General features: G+C 73.4%; 19 protein-coding genes. 10 read left to right on the top strand and 9 right to left on the bottom strand.

The genetic code is table 11. The features are described from left to right. The first annotated feature begins 77 nt into the window (after positions 1-77). From AL2_RS28700 to AL2_RS28710, 3 genes are all read left to right on the top strand, one after another. The gene (locus AL2_RS28700; RefSeq protein ID WP_067639000.1) at positions 78-590 is read left to right on the top strand and encodes a MarR family winged helix-turn-helix transcriptional regulator; all 513 of its coding nucleotides are present in this window, start codon (positions 78-80) and stop codon (positions 588-590) included. Positions 591-799: 209 nt separating this feature from the next. Continuing rightward, positions 800-2,572 carry a SelB domain-containing protein gene (locus AL2_RS28705; protein ID WP_067639002.1) on the top strand — a complete coding sequence of 591 codons (1,773 nt, stop codon included), beginning with the start codon at positions 800-802 and terminating at the stop codon, positions 2,570-2,572. Positions 2,573-2,663: 91 nt separating this feature from the next. Next, positions 2,664-3,857 (top strand): RtcB family protein, encoded by a 1,194-nt coding sequence (locus AL2_RS28710; RefSeq protein WP_067639004.1) that lies wholly within the window; start codon positions 2,664-2,666, stop codon positions 3,855-3,857. Between the two features lie 20 nt (positions 3,858-3,877). Here the strand turns inward: AL2_RS28710 and AL2_RS28715 are convergent, their stop codons facing one another. Next, positions 3,878-4,690 carry an alpha/beta hydrolase gene (locus AL2_RS28715; protein ID WP_067639077.1) on the bottom strand — a complete coding sequence of 271 codons (813 nt, stop codon included), beginning with the start codon at positions 4,688-4,690 and terminating at the stop codon, positions 3,878-3,880. Between the two features lie 144 nt (positions 4,691-4,834). Here AL2_RS28715 and moaA point away from each other — a divergent pair, with 144 nt between their 5' ends. The 3 genes from moaA (at position 4,835) to AL2_RS28730 (ending at position 6,945) form a co-directional block, all read left to right on the top strand. Next, positions 4,835-5,824, top strand: a complete 990-nt coding sequence (moaA, locus tag AL2_RS28720) for a GTP 3',8-cyclase MoaA (RefSeq protein ID WP_067639006.1) — start codon at positions 4,835-4,837, stop codon at positions 5,822-5,824. Between the two features lie 13 nt (positions 5,825-5,837). Then, positions 5,838-6,392, top strand: a complete 555-nt coding sequence (gene mobA / locus AL2_RS28725; RefSeq protein ID WP_067639008.1) for a molybdenum cofactor guanylyltransferase — start codon at positions 5,838-5,840, stop codon at positions 6,390-6,392. A gap of 253 nt (positions 6,393-6,645) precedes the next feature. Further along, positions 6,646-6,945, top strand: coding sequence for a DUF6457 domain-containing protein (locus tag AL2_RS28730; protein WP_067639010.1), 300 nt, complete (start codon positions 6,646-6,648; stop codon positions 6,943-6,945). Positions 6,946-6,952: 7 nt separating this feature from the next. Here AL2_RS28730 and AL2_RS28735 read toward each other — a convergent pair whose 3' ends face one another. Continuing rightward, positions 6,953-7,195 (bottom strand): hypothetical protein, encoded by a 243-nt coding sequence (locus tag AL2_RS28735; RefSeq protein ID WP_067639012.1) that lies wholly within the window; start codon positions 7,193-7,195, stop codon positions 6,953-6,955. An 81-nt stretch (positions 7,196-7,276) separates the two neighbouring features. Here AL2_RS28735 and AL2_RS28740 point away from each other — a divergent pair, with 81 nt between their 5' ends. Next, positions 7,277-8,695: a DHA2 family efflux MFS transporter permease subunit gene (locus AL2_RS28740; RefSeq protein WP_067639014.1), complete on the top strand. Its 1,419-nt coding sequence runs from the start codon at positions 7,277-7,279 to the stop codon at positions 8,693-8,695. 8 nt (positions 8,696-8,703) lie between these two features. Here AL2_RS28740 and AL2_RS28745 read toward each other — a convergent pair whose 3' ends face one another. Together AL2_RS28745 and AL2_RS28750 are read right to left on the bottom strand one after the other, a co-directional pair. After that, entirely contained in the window at positions 8,704-10,008 is a 1,305-nt protein-coding gene (locus AL2_RS28745) for an FAD-dependent oxidoreductase (protein WP_067639015.1), read from the bottom strand. Continuing rightward, a complete protein-coding gene (locus AL2_RS28750) occupies positions 9,998-10,816 on the bottom strand; it encodes a tryptophan 2,3-dioxygenase (protein WP_245667007.1) in 819 nt (272 codons plus the stop codon). The genes AL2_RS28745 and AL2_RS28750 overlap by 11 nt, the downstream gene beginning before the upstream one ends. Before the next feature lie 47 nt (positions 10,817-10,863). Here AL2_RS28750 and AL2_RS28755 point away from each other — a divergent pair, with 47 nt between their 5' ends. After that, positions 10,864-11,070, top strand: a complete 207-nt coding sequence (locus tag AL2_RS28755; RefSeq protein ID WP_157438427.1) for a hypothetical protein — start codon at positions 10,864-10,866, stop codon at positions 11,068-11,070. Positions 11,071-11,073: 3 nt separating this feature from the next. Here AL2_RS28755 and AL2_RS28760 read toward each other — a convergent pair whose 3' ends face one another. Both AL2_RS28760 and AL2_RS28765 read right to left on the bottom strand, forming a co-directional pair. Beyond that, positions 11,074-12,345: a hydroxyacid-oxoacid transhydrogenase gene (locus tag AL2_RS28760; RefSeq protein WP_067639021.1), complete on the bottom strand. Its 1,272-nt coding sequence runs from the start codon at positions 12,343-12,345 to the stop codon at positions 11,074-11,076. 32 nt (positions 12,346-12,377) lie between these two features. Further along, positions 12,378-12,872: a MarR family transcriptional regulator gene (locus tag AL2_RS28765; RefSeq protein ID WP_067639023.1), complete on the bottom strand. Its 495-nt coding sequence runs from the start codon at positions 12,870-12,872 to the stop codon at positions 12,378-12,380. Positions 12,873-12,961: 89 nt separating this feature from the next. Here AL2_RS28765 and icmF point away from each other — a divergent pair, with 89 nt between their 5' ends. Together icmF and AL2_RS28775 are read left to right on the top strand one after the other, a co-directional pair. Continuing rightward, positions 12,962-16,180, top strand: coding sequence for a fused isobutyryl-CoA mutase/GTPase IcmF (gene icmF, locus AL2_RS28770; RefSeq protein ID WP_067639025.1), 3,219 nt, complete (start codon positions 12,962-12,964; stop codon positions 16,178-16,180). After that, positions 16,177-16,947, top strand: coding sequence for a helical backbone metal receptor (locus AL2_RS28775; protein WP_067639027.1), 771 nt, complete (start codon positions 16,177-16,179; stop codon positions 16,945-16,947). The genes icmF and AL2_RS28775 overlap by 4 nt, the downstream gene beginning before the upstream one ends. Here AL2_RS28775 and AL2_RS28780 read toward each other — a convergent pair. From AL2_RS28780 to AL2_RS28790, 3 genes are read right to left on the bottom strand one after another with little or no spacing between them, the layout of a single operon-like run. Continuing rightward, positions 16,944-17,534, bottom strand: a complete 591-nt coding sequence (locus AL2_RS28780) for a TetR/AcrR family transcriptional regulator (RefSeq protein ID WP_067639029.1) — start codon at positions 17,532-17,534, stop codon at positions 16,944-16,946. The genes AL2_RS28775 and AL2_RS28780 overlap by 4 nt on opposite strands. Continuing rightward, positions 17,518-18,273: a 3-oxoacyl-ACP reductase FabG gene (fabG, locus tag AL2_RS28785; protein ID WP_067639031.1), complete on the bottom strand. Its 756-nt coding sequence runs from the start codon at positions 18,271-18,273 to the stop codon at positions 17,518-17,520. Before fabG ends, AL2_RS28780 begins: the two co-directional genes overlap by 17 nt. A gap of 16 nt (positions 18,274-18,289) precedes the next feature. Further along, a complete protein-coding gene (locus AL2_RS28790; RefSeq protein WP_067639033.1) occupies positions 18,290-19,441 on the bottom strand; it encodes an acyl-CoA dehydrogenase family protein in 1,152 nt (383 codons plus the stop codon). Positions 19,442-19,533 lie beyond the last annotated feature (92 nt).

Raw genomic sequence — 19,533 nt, forward strand, 5'->3', positions numbered from 1 at the left:
CCGCCGGGCGGGGTCCCGGCCGCGCGGGCACTGTGCTTACTTAAGTTAAGTAAGTGTAGAGGGGTAGGGTTTGCGGCATGTCGCCAGTGGTGCCCCCGGAGTCGGCCGAGCTCGGGATCGTGGAGATCGAGCGGGCGCTCAGCCGCGTCGCGCACCTGCTCACCCGCGCCCGGCAGCACGACCGGACCGTCGTCGCCGCCGGGGTTCCGGTCGAGCGCGCCGCCGTCCCGGTGCTGCGCGCGCTGGCCGACAGCGGCGGCCCGATGCGGCCCGGCGAGCTGGCCGCCGCGCTGGCGGTGGAGGCGCCGCACGTCACCCGGCAGGTGCAGCGGCTGGAGCGGGCCGGGTACGTCGAGCAGGTGCCCGATCCCGACGACGGCCGGTGCCGGCGGGTGACGCTGAGCGCGTCCGGGCGGGAGGCGGTGGAGTGCATCCGGGCGTCCGGGCGGCGCTGGATCGCCGAGGCCCTCGCCGCGTGGCCGCCCGGCGACCGGGAGCGGCTGGCCGGGCTCGTCCACCGGATGGTCGACGACTTCGCGGCCCATGCGGACGCCGCGCGGCCGGGCCATGCCGGTTCCGGACGCGACTGAACCGGCGACGATTTCTGGTCGTTTGTGGTTTGCGTGAGGTCAGTGGGCATTTCCGGTCCGGGCCGCGGGCCCGATCCGGTTTTGCGCGGGGCCACCGCGTCCCTAGGGTTGCCTTCCGTGGACCCTCTCTTGGGCGAACCCCGTCTGCACGACCCCCGCGTTGAATCCCCCCGCACGGCCTTTCGCGTCTCGGCCCGGAAAGGACGCTGATGCAGGTCGTCACCACCGCCGGTCACGGTGGGCACGGCAAGTCGGCGCTCGTGCGCGCCCTCACCGGCAAGGAGCCGGGGGAGACGGGCGCCTGGACGGATCTGCCGTCGGGGCGGCGCGTGGCGTTCGTCGACGTCGCGGGCGGGGAGCGGTCCGTCCCGGCCATGCTCGCCGGCGCGGCGCCCGCGCCCGCCGCGCTGCTCGCCGTCGCCGCCGACGAGGGGTGGATGCCGCAGACCGCCGAGCATCTGGACGCCCTCGGCGCGCTCGGGATCCGGGCCGGCGTCCTCGCGGTCACCAAGTCCGACCTTGCCGACGCGCGGCTCGCGCTGCGCCAGGTCCGCGAGCGGCTCGCCGGCACCGCGCTGCGCGGCGTCGAGGCCGTCGCCGTCAGCGCCGTCACCGGCGCCGGGATCGGCGAACTGACCGCCGCCCTCGACCGGCTCGCCGCCCGCCTCCCCGTCCCCGACCCGGGCGCTCCGGTGCGGCTGTGGGTCGACCACGCGTTCACCGCCGGGCGGCAGACCGTCGTCACCGGCACCCTCGCCGCCGGGACGGTCGCGGTGGGCGGCGAACTGCTGCTCATGCCCGCCGGGGACCGCGTCCGCGTCCGGACGATCGGCTGCGCCGGCGAGCCGTGCGACACGGTCGGCGGCGTCTCCCGCGTCGTGCTGACGCTCCGCGACGCGGGCCGCGTGGACGGCGGCATGGCCCTCGTCACGCCCGGCGCCTGGACCCACACCACCTGCGTCGACGTCCGCACCCGGTTCGGCGAGGCGTCCGGGCGGCTCGCGCGGCGGCTGACGCTGCACCTCGGGTCCGCCGCGGTCCCGGTCGGGCTGCGCCCGCTGGGCCCCGACACGGCACGGCTGACCCTGAACACCCGGCTCGCCCTGCACCTCGGCGACACCGGCGTCCTGCGCGACCCGGCGCGCCGCTCGATCGCCGGGGTGAGCGTGCTGGACGTCCGGCCGCCGACCCTCGTGCGGCGCGGCGCGGGAGCGGCCCGCGCGCGGGAGCTGTCGTCCTGGCCGGACCGGCCGGACGGCGCGATCGTGCTGAAGCGGCACGGCGTGCTGCGGCGCTCGGAGCTGTCGCTGATGGGGTGCGCGCCGCCGCCGGACGCCGTCGCTCTGGACGGCGGGTGGGTCGCCGACCCGGCGCACTGGTCGTCGCTGTTCGACCGCCTCGCCGAGGAGACGTCCCGGCACGCCGCGGGCAGCCCGCACGCGCCCGGCATCCCGCTGGAGACCGTCCGGCTGCGGCTCGGCCTCCCGGCCCGGCAGCTCGTCACCGCGCTCGTCCGGCCGCCGCTGCGGGTGGACGCGGGCCGCGTCTACGGCCCCGCGACCGGCCCAGGCCCCGCCCCCGCGGCCGCCGCGGCGCCGACCGCGATCGCCGCGACACCGCCGCCGCCCTGGACCGAGGCCGTCGAGCGGCTCCGCGCCGGCCTCGCGGACGCCCCCTTCGCACCGCCGTCCGCCGGGCGGCTCGAAGAACTGGGCCTCACCGGCGACCTCCTCGCCGCCGCCGAGCGCGCCGGGGCGGTCCTGCGCATCTCCGAGGAGGACGTCCCCGATGACGAGGGCGGCATCGTCCTGCTGCCCGGCGCCGACCGGGAGGCGCTGCGCGTCCTGGACGGCCTGCCGCAGCCGTTCACGCCCGGCCAGGCCGCCGAGGCGCTGGGCACCGGCCGCCGCGTCGCCGTCGCCCTGCTGCGCCACCTGGACCGGCTCGGCCTCACCGAACGCCGCGGCGCCGGACGGTCATGAACCCCTCCATGACGGGAAAACCGGTTGAACGGCGACCGGTGATTCTGGCCTCATAGATCGCGGTCCGGTTCCCGTCGATCAAGGAGAAGGCATGCCGTACCAGACGCTCGAGGGCGGCCGCGTTCCCATCCGGATGTGGACCGACCCCTCCACCGTCGAGGACCTCGCCCTCGACCAGCTCCGCAACGTCTCCGCCCTGCCGTGGGTGGAGGGCCTCGCGGTCATGCCCGACGTCCACTACGGCAAGGGCGCGACCGTGGGCTCGGTCATCGCGATGAAGGACGCGGTGTCCCCGGCGGCCGTCGGCGTCGACATCGGCTGCGGCATGACCGCGGTCAAGTCGTCCCTCACGGTCGAGGACATGCCGGACGACCTGGCCAGCCTCAGGCACCGCCTGGAGAAGGCGATCCCGGTCGGGCGCGGCTCCCACAAGAACGCCGTCGACCCGTCCGCGCTGCCCAACCTGAAGGAGCGCGGCTGGTACGACTTCTGGAAGCAGCTCGACGACCTGCATCCGGCGGTCCGGGCACGGCACGGCCGCGCCCGCCAGCAGATGGGCACGCTCGGCGGCGGCAACCACTTCCTGGAGCTGTGCGCGGACGGCGAGGGCGCGATCTGGCTCGTCCTGCACTCGGGGTCGCGCAACATCGGCAACGAGCTGGCCGAGCACCACATCGAGGCCGCCCGCAAGCTCCCGCACAACCAGGACCTTCCGGACAACGACCTCGCCGTGTTCCTCACCGGCACCGCCAAGATGGACGCCTACCGCCACGACCTGTTCTGGGCGCAGGAGTACGCGCGCCGCAACCGCGCCGTCATGATGGCGCTCGCGCAGAACGTCGTGACCCAGCGGTTCGGCGAGCAGCGCTGCACGTGGGGCGAGGTCATCTCCTGCCACCACAACTACGTGGCGGAGGAGGTGTACGGCGGCGAGGAGCTGCTCGTCACCCGCAAGGGCGCGATCCGCGCGGGCCGCGGCGACCTCGGGATCATCCCGGGCTCGATGGCGACCGGCACCTACATCGTCCGCGGCCTCGGCAACGAGACGGCGTACAACTCCGCGTCCCACGGCGCGGGCCGCCGGATGAGCCGCAACAAGGCCCGCAAGAGCTTCACCGTGGACGACCTGATCGAGCAGACGAGGGGCGTCGAGTGCCGCAAGGACGGCGGCGTCGTCGACGAGATCCCCGGCGCCTACAAGGACCTGGAGGCGGTCATCGAGGCCCAGTCCGACCTGGTCGAGGTGGTGGCCCGCCTCCGCCAGCTCATCTGCGTGAAGGGCTGAGGACGTGGCGGCGGCGCGGTTCAGCGCCGGCCGAGGGCGCGGTCTATGAAGGCGGTGACGTCGGCGAGGACCTCGTCGCGGTTCGTCTCGTTGAAGACCTCGTGCCGGGCGGCGGGGTAGATCCGCTGCGTCAGGTCGTCGCCGCGGATCGCCTCGATGCCGGTGAGGGTGCCCTCCAGCGGGACGAGCCGGTCGTCCTCGCCGTGCACGTGGAGGGTGGGCAGTGCGCCCAGGGCGCCGTGGTCGCCGATGCGGCGGAGCTCCGTGTCGAGAGCCCTGATCGTGGGCTTCTTGAAGGGGCCGTGCCAGACGAGCGGGTCCTCGGTGTAGGCCTCGCCGACGGCCGGGTCGCGGGAGAGCGTGGCGGTGTCGATGGGCGCGTCCGGCATCTCGTCCAGGGGGAGCAGCTCGCTGACGGCGTGCCAGCGGCCGAGGACGGGACCGGAGAGGACGAGGGCGGCGAGGCCGCTCCCGTGCAGCTGGGCGTACCGGGCGGCGATCAGGCCGCCCATCGAGTGTCCGATCATGACGACGGGCAGGCCGGGATGGTCGCCGCGCGCCGACTCCACGACCGTGTGGACGTCGGCGACGACGTCCTCGTAGTCCTCGATCAGGACGCGGTCGCCGGCGGAGCGCCCGTGGCCCATGTGGTCGGGGCCGCAGACGACGGCGCCGTGCCGGACGAGGACGTCCGCGACGTGGTCGTAGCGGCCGAGGTGCTCGCCGTAGCCGTGCACGAGCACCGCGACGTAGCGCGGATCGCCGTCCGCCCAGATCCGCGCGGTGATCGCGCCCCGCGTCCCGGCGAACTCCCACTCGCGTATCGTCGTCACTCCGGCCTCCTCGATGGTCGACAGAACGTCACGGTCCACCGGGATGCGACGAAACGTCAACCACCGCAATAGGCTGGTGTGTCCGACCGCAATTCTCCGGCGGGCCTTCACGTCCGGGCCGCCGGTCAGCAGGAAGGGGCGCCCGTGCTGGTCGACACATTCGGCCGTACCGCGACGGACCTGCGGGTCTCGCTCACCGACCGCTGCAACCTGCGATGCTCGTACTGCATGCCCCCGGAGGGACTGGACTGGCTGCCCAAGCCGGAGCTGCTCACCGACGACGAGGTGATCCGGCTGGTCGGCCTCGCCGTCCGCGACCTCGGGATCACCGAGGTCCGCTACACCGGCGGCGAGCCGCTGCTGCGGCGCGGGCTGCCGGACATCGTGCGGCGGACGGCGCAGCTGAGCCCGCGTCCCCAGATCTCGCTGACCACCAACGGCATCGGGCTCGACCGGCTGGCCGCGCCGCTGGCCGAGGCGGGGCTCGACCGGGTGAACGTGTCCCTCGACACCCTCGACCGCGACACGTTCAAGCGCCTCGCGCACCGCGACCGGCTGGACGACGTGCTGAAGGGGCTCGCGGCGGCGCAGGACACCGGGCTGGAACCGGTGAAGGTCAACACCGTGCTGATGCGCGGGATCAACGACCACGAGGCCGTTCCGCTGCTGCGGTACTGCCTGGAGCGCGGCTACCGGCTGCGGTTCATCGAGCAGATGCCGCTGGACGCCCAGCACGGCTGGACCCGCGAGAACATGATCACCGCCGACGAGATCCTCGCGCGGCTGTCCGCCGAGTTCGACCTGGCCCCGGACGAGGAGCACGACCGGGGCAGCGCGCCCGCCGAGTCGTTCGTGATCGGCGGCGGCCCGGAGACGGTCGGCGTGATCGGCTCGGTGACCCGGCCGTTCTGCGGCGCGTGCGACCGGGTGCGGCTCACCGCCGACGGGCAGATCCGCAACTGCCTGTTCGCGACCGAGGAGTCCAACCTGCGGGACGCGCTGCGCGGCGGCGCCACCGACACCGAACTGGCCGACCGCTGGCGCAAGGCGGTGTGGGCCAAGCGCGCCGGGCACGGCATCGACGATCCGTCGTTCCTGCAGCCCGCCCGGCCCATGTCGGCGATCGGCGGCTGACGGGCCGCCGCCGATGGACTTCGACGCCGTGCTGCTGGCGGGCGGGCGGGCCCGCCGGTTCGGCGCCGACAAGCCCGCCGCGCCCGTCGGCGGGCGCGCCCTCATCGAGTGGACGGCCGCCGCCGCGGCCGGCGCGTCCCGGCTGGTCGTGGTCGGGCCGCGGCGGGACGTCCTGCCGGGCGCCGTCGTCGTCCGCGAGGACCCGCCCGGCGGCGGTCCGGTGCCGGCGCTGCGCGCCGGGCTCGCCGAGGTCCGCGCGCCGCGGCTCGCGCTGCTGGCCGCAGACCTGCCGTTCCTGCGCCCCGCCCACGTCGCCCGGCTGCTCGCGGCGATGGGGGACCGGCCCGGCGCCCTGCTCCTGGACGAGGAGGGCCGCGAGCAGTGGCTCGCCGGCTGCTGGCGCGCCGACGCCCTGCGGGAGGCCCTCTCCGGCTACCGGGGCGCGTCCCTGCGCGGCCTGCTCGGGCCGCTGGAGCCCGTCACGGTCGAGCTCCCGGCGGGCACCCGCCCCGCCTGGTACGACTGCGACACTCCCGAGGATCTGGCCGCCGCGGAGCGCCTGCTCTGACCGTGGGATGGAGGCGGCAGGCCTCGTTCGTCCGGACGAGAGCCGCGCGAGGGCGCTCATGAGCTTGCAGTACCCTGGCCAGGCGATCAAGCGGGCGTACAGGTACCGCTTCCCACGGTCCCCGAGCAGGCGGATCTGCTCAACCGTACGTTCGGGTGCGTCCGCCTGGAGTGAAGCTCTTCCTCCCGGGGAGGGGGGAAGCCACCGTGCGAAAGCGGGCAGAGTTGCCTGCACCATGCGTGAAGGGGGACCCATGTCGGTGCTGGAGGACTGGATCAACGCGGCCTGCCTCGAACTGGGCCTGGAACGCGGCGACATCGACCAGAGCCTGATCCTCGACCTGGCCCGCGACGTCGCGCACGGGGTCGCGCGGCCGGGCGCGCCGCTGACGGCGTACCTGCTCGGCCTCGCGGTCGGCCGCGGCGCGCCCGCGCGGGACGCCGCCGCCCGGCTGACCGAGATGGCCGAGGGCTGGAAGGGCGAGGTCCCGGAGGCGCCCGAGGTGCCGGAGGTTCCGGGACCGGCCGGCGAACCCGTCCTCGACGAGGCCTAACCGCGGCCTAGCCGTCCCGGGGCGGGGCGTCGCGGTCGGCGACGGGCACGACGTCCTTCAGGAAGTCGCGGCGGGACAGGAACACCGACAGGCTCTCGCGGTGCTCGTCGCAGGCCAGCCAGATCTTCCGCCGGTCCGGCGTGTGGAGCTTCGGGTTGTTCCAGCGCAGCGCCCACACGGCGGGGGCGCGGCAGTCCCTGGCGGAGCACAGCAGTTCGTCGGGGCCGGTCCCCGGGGCGGAGTCGGTCATCCGGCAACTGTGGCACAGCCGTCCGGCGGGACCGCCCCCGGCCCGTGTTTCGCCCCGGTGATCCCCGGATAGGAGCCCGCCGTGCGGACAGAGTCGGCGGAGGCCCCGCAGGCGGGCGGGGACGGGGTCCGCCGCTGGCGGGCGCTGTCGGTGTGCCTGGTCGCGGCGTTCATGACCCTGCTGGACGTCAGCATCGTCAACGTGGCGCTGCCGTCCATCCGGGAGGGCCTGCAGGCGTCGGACGCGCAGCTGCAGTGGATCCTGTCGGGGTACGCGCTGACGTTCGGGCTCGTCCTCGTCCCGGCGGGACGGCTCGGGGACGCCCGCAGCCGCCGCGCCGTGTTCATGTCGGGCCTCGCGCTGTTCACGGTGGCGAGCGCGGGCGCCGGGATCGCGCCGACGATCGAGTTCCTCGTCCTCGCCCGGCTCGTCCAGGGCGTCGCGGGCGGCATCCTCAACCCGCAGGTCGCGGGCCTCATCCAGCAGCTGTTCCAGGGCGCGGACCGGGGGCGCGCGTTCGGCGCGCTCGGCGCCGTGATCGGGGTCGCCACCGCGGTCGGGCCGCTGCTCGGCGGCGGGCTGATCGCCCTCGGCGGCGCCGAGGAGGGCTGGCGGTGGGTGTTCTACGTCAACATCCCCGTCGGGGTCGCGGCGCTGTTCCTGGCGTGGCGGCTGCTGCCCGCCCCGGTCTACGGGGAGCGCCAGGGCCTCGACCCGCTGGGCGTGCTGCTGCTGGGCGCCGGCGTCGTGTGCGTGCTGCTGCCGTTCGTGCAGGAGCAGCAGTGGCGCACCGGCCTCAAATGGCTGCTGCTCCCCGCGGGTGCCGCCCTCATCGCCGTGTTCGTCGCCTGGGAGCGCCGCGCCGGGACGCCCATGATCGACCTGCGGCTGTTCCGGCTCCGCTCCTACTCGCTCGGATCGGCGATCGCCCTGCTGTACTTCGCCGGGTTCACCGCGATCTTCTTCATCTTCACCCTCTACCTGCAGAACGGCCTGGGCTACAGCGCGCTCGGCGCCGGCCTCGCGATCACGCCGTTCGCGCTCGGATCCGGGCTCGCCTCGGCGGTCGGCGGCGGGATCGTGTCGCGGTACGGGCGCCCGCTCGTCGCCGCCGGGCTGGTCCTGGTGCTGATCGGACTCGGCGCCGCGTGGGTCGCCGTGGAGCTGAGGCCGGGCAGCGGCGTCGCCTGGGCGACCGCGGCCCCGCTGCTGGTCGCGGGGCTCGGCACCGGCCTCGTCATCGCGCCCAACCAGACGCTCACGCTCGCGGAGGTCCACTACACCGAGGGCGGCAGCGCCGCCGGCGTCCTGCAGACCGGGCAGCGGGTCGGCACCGCGATGGGCATCGCCGCCGTCGGCGCCGTGTTCTTCGCCACCGTCGCCGGCACGCGCGGAGACTGGGCTGCGGCGTTCCGGCACGGGCTGATCGTCATCCTGGGGTTCGTGCTGGCGGCGCTGGCGGCGGCCGTCGCCGATCTGGTCGCGGGCCGCCGCCGTTAACGCCGCCGTTAACGCCGCCGTGCCGCGCGAAAGGCCAGGGCGGCCGCGGCGGCGCCGCCCGCGACGGCGGCGCCCAGGATGACGTTCTGCCGCCTGATCCGGGCCGGGATCTCCGCGTACGGCAGCGTCGAGAACGACACCAGCTCGTAGCGGGAGACGTAGCGACCGGCGAGGCGCCGCTCCAGCGCGTGCGTCGCGGACTGCTTCGCCCGGTACACCGGGGACGACACCCGGTCGCGCATCTCGACGAAGTTGTCGAGGGCCATCTCGGCGATCGCGTCGGTGTTGGCCTTGCGCCGCTCCTGGTAGAGCGACAGCGCGCGCCGCCAGTCGCCGCCCGTCTCGGTCAGGCACCGGTCGATCTCGATGCAGTCCTCGAACGCGCAGTTGGCGCCCTGCCCGAAGAACGGGACGATCGCGTGCGCCGCGTCGCCAAGCAGCGCCACGATCGCGCCGTCGCCGTACCGCGTCCACGGCCACGCCCGGACGGTCACCAGCGACCCGACCGGATTGTGCGCGTAGTCGCCGGCCAGGTCGGGCATCAGGCCCGCGACGTCCGGATAGTGCTCGTCGAAGTGGGCGGTGACCTGCGCCGGCGTGCCGAGGGCGTCGAAGTCGCCCTTCGGCCAGAACAGCGTGCAGGTGAACGACCGGTCCAGGTTCGGCAGCGCGATCATCATGGAGGTGCCGCGCGGCCAGATGTGCAGCGCGTCCGGGTCGAGCGCGAACTCGCCGTCCCTGGGCGGGACGGTCAGCTCCTTGTACCCGTGCTCCAGGAAGTCGGCGTCGTGGTCGAAGCCCAGCGACCGGCGGACCGCGCTGTAGGCGCCGTCCCCGGCCAGGACGACGTCGGCGGGCTCGGCGTCCGCGTCCTCGAACAGCAGCCGCCCGGCCTCGATGTCCACGCCGGTGACGCGCTGCCCGAACCGGAGCGCGACCCCCGGCGTGGCCTCGGCGGTGTCCAGCAGCGACCGGTTCAGCTCGGCGCGGCCGATGGAGTTGATGGCGCGCTCGCGGTCCGCGCTGTAGGGCTGGAAGTTCTGCGCCCCCTGCAGCGGGTGCACCATCCGCCCGTGCATGGGCAGCGCCTGCTTGAGGGACTGGTCGCGCAGCCCGACCTGCTCCAGCGCGGCGAGGCCGCGGGCGGAGATCGCCAGGTTGATCGAGCGGCCGCGCTCGGCGCCCGCGACGCGCGGGTCCTGGCGCCGCTCGTACACGGTGACCGGGACGCCGCGGCGGCCCAGCAGCACCGCGAGCAGGCAGCCCGCCAGGCCGGCGCCGACGATCGCGACCCGCTCGCCGTCACCCGCCATCGGCCGCCGCTTCCTCGGGACCCGCCGGGCCGGTCTGCGAGCGGACCTCCCACAGGTCGGGGAACGCGGGGGCGAACAGCGTGCGGCGCAGGTAGTCGGCGCCCGCCGACCCGCCGGTGCCGATCTTCGCGCCGATCGTCCGCTCGACCATCTTCAGGTGCCGGTAGCGCCACTCCTGGACGCCCTCGTCCATGTCGACGAGCGACTCGCAGACCTCGGCGGCCGGGCCGGACTCGTCCGAGTAGACGGCGAGGAGCGCCTTCTGGACGCCGGCGTCCGCCTCCCAGGGGGCGGACGTGTCGCGGTCGAGGGCCTCCTGCGGGACGGCGAACCCGTGGCCGTCCAGGTAGCGCAGCAGTGAGTCGAACATCGACGGCCGGGACACCGCGGCCCGCAGCCTCTCGTCGTCGCGCAGCACCGACGCGGGGAACGCGCGCCGCCCGAGGACGGCCTCGATCTCGCGGAACTGCTCGCTTTGGAACCCGCTGGAGCTGCCGAGGACGTCGCGGAACGCGGAGAACTGCCGGGGCGTCATGGTCTCCAGGACGTCCAGCTGCCCGACCACGGTCTTCAGGATCTTGGTGATGCGGCGGGCGGTGGCCAGCGACCCGGCGCTGTTGCCGTCCTCCAGCCGGCGCTGCAGCAGCGCGGCCTCGTGCAGGATCTGCTTGAACCACAGCTCGTAGACCTGGTGGATGATCACGAACAGCAGCTCGTCGTGGGCGCGGGTCTTCGGCTCCTGGCAGGAAAGAAGATCATCGAGCCGCAGATAGCCGCCGTACGTCATTGTCGGCGAATCCGCCATCATGCCTCCTTGCGACATAACGGATGTGAGCCGCAGCATAGGGGATCGTGATGACGAGGGAATTCGTGGGGCTGCCATCGCCCCTGGTCGTCCACGCGACCGCCGACGAGTGCGTCTACGACAGCGACGCACGCGCGATCTTCGACGCCCTCGCGGCGCCGGACCGGACCCTCGACTTCGTCAAGGACACCCACTACCTGCCGAACTCGCGGCCGCACGCCGCCGACCTGATCGACGCCTGGGTCCGCGCCCGCTGAGGCTCACCAGAGCCGCAGCGACCGCTGGAAGATCCCCGCGACGGCGTCCTCGTCCGCCGGCCGGGGCGCGATCGCCAGCAGCCGCTGCTGCCTCATCGTCCCTTCCACCAGGCCCGGGATGTCGCCCTCGCCGTACCCGACGCCGCCGATGCCGTCCGGCATCCCGATGTCGCGCATCAGCCGCAGCACCGCGCGCGGCAGGTGCTCGGCGGCGTCGTCCGGCCGGTCCATCCCCGGATCGAGCAGCTCCGCCGCCCGGACATGCCGCCCGGGACACGCCTCGAAGGTGAACCGGAACGCCTCCGGCGCGGTCAGCGCCACCGACATGCCGTGCGGGACCATCGGCTCGCCGTCCGGGTAGCCGTCCGGCCGGAAGTCCTTCACCCGCCCCGCGATCGGGTACGCGTTCGCGTGCGGGATGTGCACGCCCGCGTTGCCGAACCCGAGCCCCGCGAACGTCGCCGCGAGCGCCATCTCGGTGCGGGCCTCCCGGTCGTCCCCGTCCCGGACGGCCCGGCGGAACGACCGCGACAGTAGGCTCAGCGCCTTCTCGGCCCACATGTCCGACACCGGGTTCGCGCCGCAGTACGGCACCCGCTGCTCCGGCCGCTTGCGCTCGTAGGCGTCGTACGGCCGCGCCGTGTAGCTCTCCAGGGCATGGCACAGGATGTCCATCCCGGCCGACGCGGTCACCCCGGCCGGCTGGGACATGGTCAGCTCCGGGTCGACCACGGCCAGCACCGGCCGCATCCGCGGATGGCTGATCCCCGTCTTGACCCGCAGGTCCAGCACATCGAGGACGCACACGGTCGTGCTCTCCGCCCCGGTGCCGGTCGTCGTGGGGACGGCGACCAGCGGCAGCAGCGGCCGCTCGGGCGCCCGCCCCGCGCCCACCGGCGGGTTCAGATAGTCGGCCAGGTCACCCTCGTTGGTCGTCAGCAGATCGACCGCCTTGGCGGTGTCGATGCTCGACCCGCCCCCGACCGCGACATACGCGTCGTAGGGCCCGGTCTCCCGTGCGTGCTCCACGGCCTGCCGCAGGCTCGCGTCCGTCGGCTCCACGTGCACGCCGTCGAACACGGCGGCGGCGATCCCGTACGCCTTCATCGCGTCCGCGATGCGCTGCGGCCCGCCGGTCGCGGCGACGCCGGCATCGGTGACGACCAGCACTCGCCGGGCCCCGTACTGCGCCAGGTCGAACCCGATCTCGTCCGCCGCCCCGCTCCCGAACTTCAACTGCGGCGCCCCGTACGTGAAGACCGACTCGTTAGCCATGCCCCCACGGTGCCACAGCGGCCCGGCGGGGGTCAGGGGAGGTCGCCGGCGGAGACGCGGACGGGGCGGAGGGCCTCGGTGATCTCGGTGGCCTGGGCGGCGGGGACGTCGGCGATGCCGAAGCCGGACTCGTTGAGGGCGACGGTGGCCTCCTCGGCGAGGTCGCGGCCGGCGGGGGTGATGGTGGCGAGGACGACGCGCCGGTCGTCGGGGGAGGGGCCGCGGCCGACGAGGCCGCGCCGCTCCAGGCGCCCGATCACGTTGGTGACCGAGGCGGGATGCACCATGAGGCGTGTGCCCATCTTCCCCATGGGAAGGGTGCCGGTGCGGGCGAAGGCGAGCAGGCGGAGGGCCTCGTAGGCGGCGAACGTCAGCCCGTAGGGCTTGAGGACGGCCTCGATGCGGCCGAGCAGGAGCTGCTGGGCGCGCATCACGGAGGTGACGGCCGCCATGTGGTCGGCGTGCTCGGGCCAGCGGGCGCTCCACTGGCGGTGGGCCTCGGCGATGGGGTCGGGGGTGTCGGGCACCGCAACACCGTATGCCGTCTTGACTCGTTCGCGCACGGAAACTATTTTAACTTCCAAATATTGGAAGTCCAAAGTTTGGTGGTGGAACGGTGGCGGGGGAGCTGCACAAGCCGGTGCATCCGGTCCGGTTCGTGACCGCGGCGGCGCTGTTCGACGGCCATGACGCGGCCATCAACATCATGCGGCGCATCCTGCAGTCCCAGGGCGCCGAGGTGGTGCACCTGGGGCACGACCGCTCGGTGCGCGAGGTCGTCGACGCCGTCCTGGAGGAGGACGCGCAGGGCGTGGCGATCAGCTCCTACCAGGGCGGCCACGTCGAGTACTTCGAGTACCTGTCGCGGAGCCTGAAGGAGGCCGGCGCCGAGCACGTGAAGGTGTTCGGCGGGGGCGGCGGCGTGATCGTGCACGAGGAGATCGCGCGGCTGTCCGGGGCCGGGGTGCGGATCTTCTCGCCGGAGGACGGGCAGCGGCTCGGCCTGCCCGGGATGATCAACGAGCTGGTCCGCGAGTGCGATGCCGACCTCGCGGCCGAGCCCGCGGCGGCGGACGAGGTGCTGGCGGGGGAGCGGCGCGCCCTGGCCAGGGCCATCACCTGCCTGCAGGAGGGCAAGCTGCCGGACGGCGACCGGGCGCGGCTCGCCGAGGCGGCGGCCGGACGGCAGGTGCCCGTGCTCGGCATCACCGGGACCGGCGGTTCCGGGAAGTCGTCGCTGACCGATGAGCTGGTGCGGCGGCTGCGCGTGGACCAGGGGGACCGGCTGCGCGTCGCGGTGCTGGCCGTGGACCCGACGCGGCGGCGCGGCGGCGGGGCGCTGCTCGGCGACCGGATCAGGATGAACTCCCTGGACGGCGACCGCGTATTCTTCCGGTCGCTGGCGACGCGGGGCTCGCGGGAGCTGCCCGACAACATCGAGGACATCATCGCCGCGTGCAAGGCCGCCGGATTCGACCTGGTCGTCCTGGAGACGCCCGGGATCGGGCAGGGCGACGCCGCGATCGTCCCGCTGGTGGACGTGTCGCTGTACGTGATGACGCCGGAGTTCGGCGCCGCGTCCCAGCTGGAGAAGATCGACATGCTCGACTTCGCGGACGTGGTGGCGATCAACAAGTTCGAGCGGCGCGGCGCGGCGGACGCGCTGCGGGACGTGTCGCGGCAGCTCGTCCGCAACCGGGAGGCGTTCGGGCGGAGGCCCGAGGACATGCCGGTCTTCGGCACCAGCGCCGCCACCTTCGACGACGACGGCGTCACGGCCCTCTACCAGCACCTCGGCGGGCTGCTGGGCGAGCACGGGCTGGTGCTGGCGGACGGCGTCCTGCCCGAGATCGCGACGAAGACCTCCACCGGCGCCGCGACCGTGATCCCGCCGGGCCGGGTGCGGTACCTGTCCGAGATCGCGGAGACCGTGCGCGGGTACCACGACGACACGGTGAAGCAGGTGGCGGCGGTGCGCCGCGTCCAGCGGCTGGACGAGGTCCGCGCCGAGCTGACCGACGCGTCCGAGGTCGAGGGGCTGCTGGAGAAGGCCCGCCGGGACGTCGAGCCGGGCAACGCCGCGCTGATCGAGGGCTGGCCGGCCGTCGTGGAGTCCTACTCGGGCGACGAGCAGGTCGTGAAGATCCGCGGCAAGGAGCTGCACACCAGGCTCACGCGCGAGTCGCTGTCGGGCAGCCGCATCCCGCGCGTCGCGCTCCCGCGCTACACCGACCACGGGGAGCTGCTGCGGTTCCTGCGGAACGAGAACCTGCCCGGCAGGTTCCCGTTCACCGGCGGGGTGTTCCCGTTCAAGCGCGACAACGAGGACCCCGCGCGCATGTTCGCGGGGGAGGGCGACCCGTTCCGCACGAACCGGCGTTTCAAGCTGCTGTCGGAGGGCCAGCCCGCGACGCGGCTGTCGACCGCGTTCGACTCGGTCACCCTGTACGGCCGGGACCCGGACGAGCGTCCCGACGTGTACGGCAAGGTCGGCACGTCCGGGGTCTCGATCGCCACGCTGGACGACATGAAGGCGCTGTACGACGGGTTCGACCTGTCCTCGCCCACCACGTCGGTGTCGATGACCATCAACGGCCCGGCGCCCACGATCCTGGCGTTCTTCCTGAACACCGCCATCGACCAGGGGCTGGACGCCTTCTACGAGGAGCACGGCCGGGAGCCGTCCGAGGAGGAGGCCGCCGGGATCCGCGCGCGCGTCCTGTCGACCGTGCGCGGCACCGTGCAGGCCGACATCCTCAAGGAGGACCAGGGGCAGAACACCTGCATCTTCTCCACCGAGTTCTCGCTGCGGATGATGGGCGACATCCAGGAGTGGTTCATCGCCAACGGCGTCCGCAACTTCTACTCGGTGTCGATCTCCGGCTACCACATCGCCGAGGCGGGGGCGAACCCCATCAGCCAGCTCGCGTTCACGCTGGCCAACGGGTTCACCTACGTCGAGTCGTACCTGGCGCGCGGCATGGACGTCGACGACTTCGCGCCCAACCTGTCGTTCTTCTTCTCCAACGGCATGGACCCCGAGTACAACGTCCTCGGGCGCGTGGCCCGCCGCATCTGGGCCGTCGCCATGCGCGACCGCTACGGCGCCAACGAGCGCAGCCAGAAGCTCAAGTACCACGTGCAGACGTCCGGTCGCTCCCTGCACGCGCAGGAGATGCACTTCAACGACATCCGGACGACGCTGCAGGCGCTCATCGCCATCTACGACAACTGCAACAGCCTGCACACCAACGCCTACGACGAGGCCGTGACGACGCCGACCGCCGAGTCGGTGCGGCGGGCGCTGGCCATCCAGATGATCATCAACCGGGAGTGGGGCCTGGCGATGAACGAGAACCCGCTCCAGGGGTCGTTCATCATCGACGAGCTGACCGACCTGGTCGAGGAGGCGGTCCTCGGGGAGTTCGACCGGATCAGCGAGCGCGGCGGCGTCCTCGGCGCGATGGAGACCGGGTACCAGCGGGGCCGCATCCAGGACGAGTCGATGCTGTACGAGCAGCGCAAGCACGACGGCTCCCTGCCGATCATCGGCGTCAACACGTTCCGCCCGCCGGAGGCCGCGGACGGGACGCCGAAGACGATCGAGCTGGCCCGCGCCACCGAGGAGGAGAAGCGCTCCCAGCTGGACCGCGTCCACGGCTTCCAGGACGCGCACCGTGAGCAGGGCGAGGCCGCCCTCGCCGCGCTGCGGGAGGCGGCGCGGGCGGGCGAGAACGTGTTCGCGGTGCTGATGGACGCGGCGCGGGTGTGCAGCCTCCAGCAGATCACCGACGCGTTCTTCGAGGTCGGCGGCCAATACCGCCGCAACGTATGAGCCGGCGCGACGACACCGGCCACCCGGTCCCCATCCCGGACCGGGTGCGCCGGGTCGTGTCGATCGTCCCGTCCCTGACCGAGACGGTCGCCGTGACCGCACCGGATCTGCTCGCCGGGGCCACCGACTGGTGCACCCGGCCCGAGGGCCTGGACGTGCCGCGCGTGAAGGGCACGAAGAACCCCGACCTGGAACGGATCGCCGAGCTGCGGCCCGACGTCGTCCTGGGCAACACGGAGGAGAACCGCCCCGCCGACGTCGAGGCGATGCGCGCGGCGGGCATCCCCGTCTGGATGACGGAGATCCGCACGGTCGATGAGGCCCTGGCGTCGTTGCGCCGCATGCTCACGGAGGCGTGCCGGGTCCCGGCGCCGGGCTGGCTGGACGAGGCGTCGCGCGTCTGGTCCGGCATCACGCCGGGCGGACGGCGGGCGGCCGTCATCCCGATCTGGCGGCGGCCGTGGATGGTCGTCGGCCGCGACACGTTCACCGGCGACGTCCTGTCCCGCCTGGGCGTGTCCAACGTCTACGCCGACCACCCCGACCGCTACCCCAAGGTCCCCCTGGACGAGCTGAACGCCGCCGGCGCCGACCTCGTCGTCCTGCCGGACGAGCCGTACGAGTTCACCGGCGACGACGGCCCCGAGTCGTTCCCCGGCCTCGACGTGGCGCTCGTCAGCGGGCGGCACCTCACCTGGTACGGCCCGTCCCTGGTCGGCGCCCCGGCGGCGCTCGCGCAGCAGCTCGCCGGGGCGCGCACGTACTAGCCGGGCCCGCGGGCGAACATGGCGTCCACGCATTCGGCCATGCGCTTGTCCAGCTCCTCGGCCGGGAGGCCGATCTCGCGGGCGAGGTGCTCGCGCAGCAGCGTGTACCCGTAGATCGTGGACGCGATCGCCGCCTGCACCGCCTCCACGTCCTCGACCGGCAGCTCGCCCCGCTCCGCCTCGGCGGCGAGGTCGGCGCGGCTCGCGCCCCGGTTCAGCAGGACGCGGGGCCGGTCGTCGCCGTCCAGCACCAGCAGGGTCGCCAGCCGGACGGGCTCGGGGTTGCGCAGGCTCGTCCAGAACAGCCGGGACAGCCGCTCGCGCAGCGGCAGCCCGGCCGCGTCCACCGCGTCCTCGGCGTTCGGCCGCGACCGGTGGAACAGCGCCGAGCGCAGCAGCGACCGCCGCGACCCGAAGTACTGGTAGACCAGCCCGCGGTTCACGCGCGCCTCGTCGGCGACCTGCCGCAGGTTCAGCCCGGCGAGGACGCCGCCGCGGCGCAGCAGCGCGACCGCCGCCGCCCGCAGCGACTCCTCGGTGGCGTCCCGGTCCCGCCCGCGGGCCGCCGCCTCACGCGCGGGGACCACCGGCCACGTAGATGACCTGGCCGGACACGAACGAGGCGTCGTCGCTGACGAGGAACGCGACCGTCCCCGCGATGTCCTCGGGGACGCCGACGCGCCGGACGGGGATCTCCTTGGCGGCGGCCGCCTTGAAGTCCTCGAAGTCGACGCCGACGCGGGCGGCGGTCGCCGCCGTCATCTCCGTCGCGATGAAGCCGGGCGCGATCGCGTTGGCGGTCACGCCGAACCTGCCCAGCTCGATCGCCAGGGTCTTGGTGAAGCCCTGCAGGCCCGCCTTGGCCGCCGAGTAGTTGGCCTGCCCGCGGTTGCCGAGCGCCGACACCGACGACAGGTTCACGATCCGGCCCCAGCCTGCCTTCGTCATGTGCTCCTGCGCGGCGCGGCTCATCAGGAACGAGCCGCGCAGGTGCACCGACATGACGGTGTCCCAGTCGTCGTCGGACATCTTGAACAGGAGGTTGTCGCGCAGGACGCCGGCGTTGTTCACCAGCACGACGGGCGGCCCCAGCTCGGCGGCGACGCGCGCGACGGCGGCGGACACCGCCGCGGAGTCGGCGACGTCGACGCCGACGGCGAGGGCCGTCCCGCCGTCCTTCTCGATCGTCTCCACGGTGCCGGCGCAGGCGGCCTCGTCGAGGTCGCAGACCGCGACGGCGAAGCCCTCCCGCGCGAGCCGGACGGCGGTGGCGGCGCCGATGCCGCGCGCCGAGCCCGTGACGATTGCGACCCGGTTGTCGGTCATATCCGCTTCCCTTCCGTCAGACCTGGAGGTCCTTGGCGATGATGGTCTTCAGCACCTCGCTGGTGCCGCCGTAGATGCGGGTGACGCGGGCGTCGGTGTACAGGCGCGCGATCGGGTACTCCAGGATGTAGCCGTAGCCGCCGTGCAGCTGCAGGCACTTGTCGACGACGCGGGCCTGCACCTCGGTGCAGAACAGCTTGCAGACGGCGGCGTCGGCGGGGGTGAGCTCCCCGGCGTCCAGCGCCTCGATGCAGCGGTCGACGAGCGAGCGGGCGGCCTCGACCTCGGTGGCGCACTCGGCGAGGACGAACTTGGTGTTCTGGAACGACGACACCGTCTTGCCGAAGACCGTGCGCGACTGGACGTACTTGCGGGCGAACTCGACCGCCGCCGCGGCGGACGCGTAGGAGCTGGTCGCGATGCCGAGCCGCTCCTCGGCCAGGTTGTGGGTGAGGTACTCGAAGCCGCGCCCCTCCTCGCCGAGGAGGTCCTCGGCGGGCACCCGGACGTCGGTGAACGACAGCTCGGCGGTGTCGGAGCTGCGCAGCCCGATCTTCTCCAGCTTGCGGCCGACCGCGTAGCCGTCGCTCCTGGTGTCGACGGCGAGGATCGACAGCCCGGCGCGGCGGTTCTCCGGCGTGGCGGCGGACGTGCGGGCCACGACCAGCACCCGGTCGGCGAGGACGCCGCCGGTGATGAACGTCTTGGCGCCGTTCAGGACGTAGTGGTCGCCGTCCCGCTTCGCGGTGGTCTGCATGCCGGCGAGGTCGGAGCCCGTGCCGGGCTCGGTCATCGCGATGGCGGTCATCATCTCGCCGGACACGAACGCCGGCAGCCAGCGCTTCTTCTGCTCCTCGTTCCCGTACTTCAGCAGGTACGGCAGGACGAGGTTGACGTGCACCCCGTAGCCGCCGAAGCTCACGCCCGCGCGGGCGCACTCCTCGGAGACCACCGCCTGGTACTTGAAGCTGGTCTCGCCGGCGCCGCCGTACTCCTCGGGCACCTGGATGCCGAACACGCCCAGCTCGCCGAGCTTGAGGTAGAAGTCGCGGGGCGGGTGGCCGGCGTTCTCCCAGTCCTCGTAGACCGGGGCGACCTCGGCTTCGATGAACGCCCGGATCGTGTCCCGGAACGCCTCGTGGTCCTCGTTGAAAACGGTGCGGCGCACGCCGTGGCCCCTCTCGTGCGGTCAGCATGCCAACTAACGGAACGCTAACTTAACTCGAATGCAGTTCTAGAATCAACTACGGGGGCGTGCGC

This window comes from Actinomadura latina NBRC 106108, assembly GCF_001552195.1.
In the GTDB taxonomy this organism is placed as follows: domain Bacteria; phylum Actinomycetota; class Actinomycetes; order Streptosporangiales; family Streptosporangiaceae; genus Spirillospora; species Spirillospora latina.

Coding starts and splice junctions, on each gene's coding strand:
- AL2_RS28730 (WP_067639010.1), top strand. CDS start 6,646: ATGTCGGTGCTGGAGGACTGGATCAACGCGGCCTGCCTCGAACTGGGC.
- AL2_RS28755 (WP_157438427.1), top strand. CDS start 10,864: ATGACGAGGGAATTCGTGGGGCTGCCATCGCCCCTGGTCGTCCACGCG.
- AL2_RS28775 (WP_067639027.1), top strand. CDS start 16,177: ATGAGCCGGCGCGACGACACCGGCCACCCGGTCCCCATCCCGGACCGG.
- fabG (WP_067639031.1), bottom strand. CDS start 18,273: ATGACCGACAACCGGGTCGCAATCGTCACGGGCTCGGCGCGCGGCATC.
- AL2_RS28700 (WP_067639000.1), top strand. CDS start 78: ATGTCGCCAGTGGTGCCCCCGGAGTCGGCCGAGCTCGGGATCGTGGAG.
- AL2_RS28710 (WP_067639004.1), top strand. CDS start 2,664: ATGCCGTACCAGACGCTCGAGGGCGGCCGCGTTCCCATCCGGATGTGG.
- AL2_RS28705 (WP_067639002.1), top strand. CDS start 800: ATGCAGGTCGTCACCACCGCCGGTCACGGTGGGCACGGCAAGTCGGCG.
- AL2_RS28745 (WP_067639015.1), bottom strand. CDS start 10,008: ATGGCGGGTGACGGCGAGCGGGTCGCGATCGTCGGCGCCGGCCTGGCG.
- AL2_RS28750 (WP_245667007.1), bottom strand. CDS start 10,816: ATGATGGCGGATTCGCCGACAATGACGTACGGCGGCTATCTGCGGCTC.
- mobA (WP_067639008.1), top strand. CDS start 5,838: ATGGACTTCGACGCCGTGCTGCTGGCGGGCGGGCGGGCCCGCCGGTTC.
- AL2_RS28760 (WP_067639021.1), bottom strand. CDS start 12,345: ATGGCTAACGAGTCGGTCTTCACGTACGGGGCGCCGCAGTTGAAGTTC.
- AL2_RS28735 (WP_067639012.1), bottom strand. CDS start 7,195: ATGACCGACTCCGCCCCGGGGACCGGCCCCGACGAACTGCTGTGCTCC.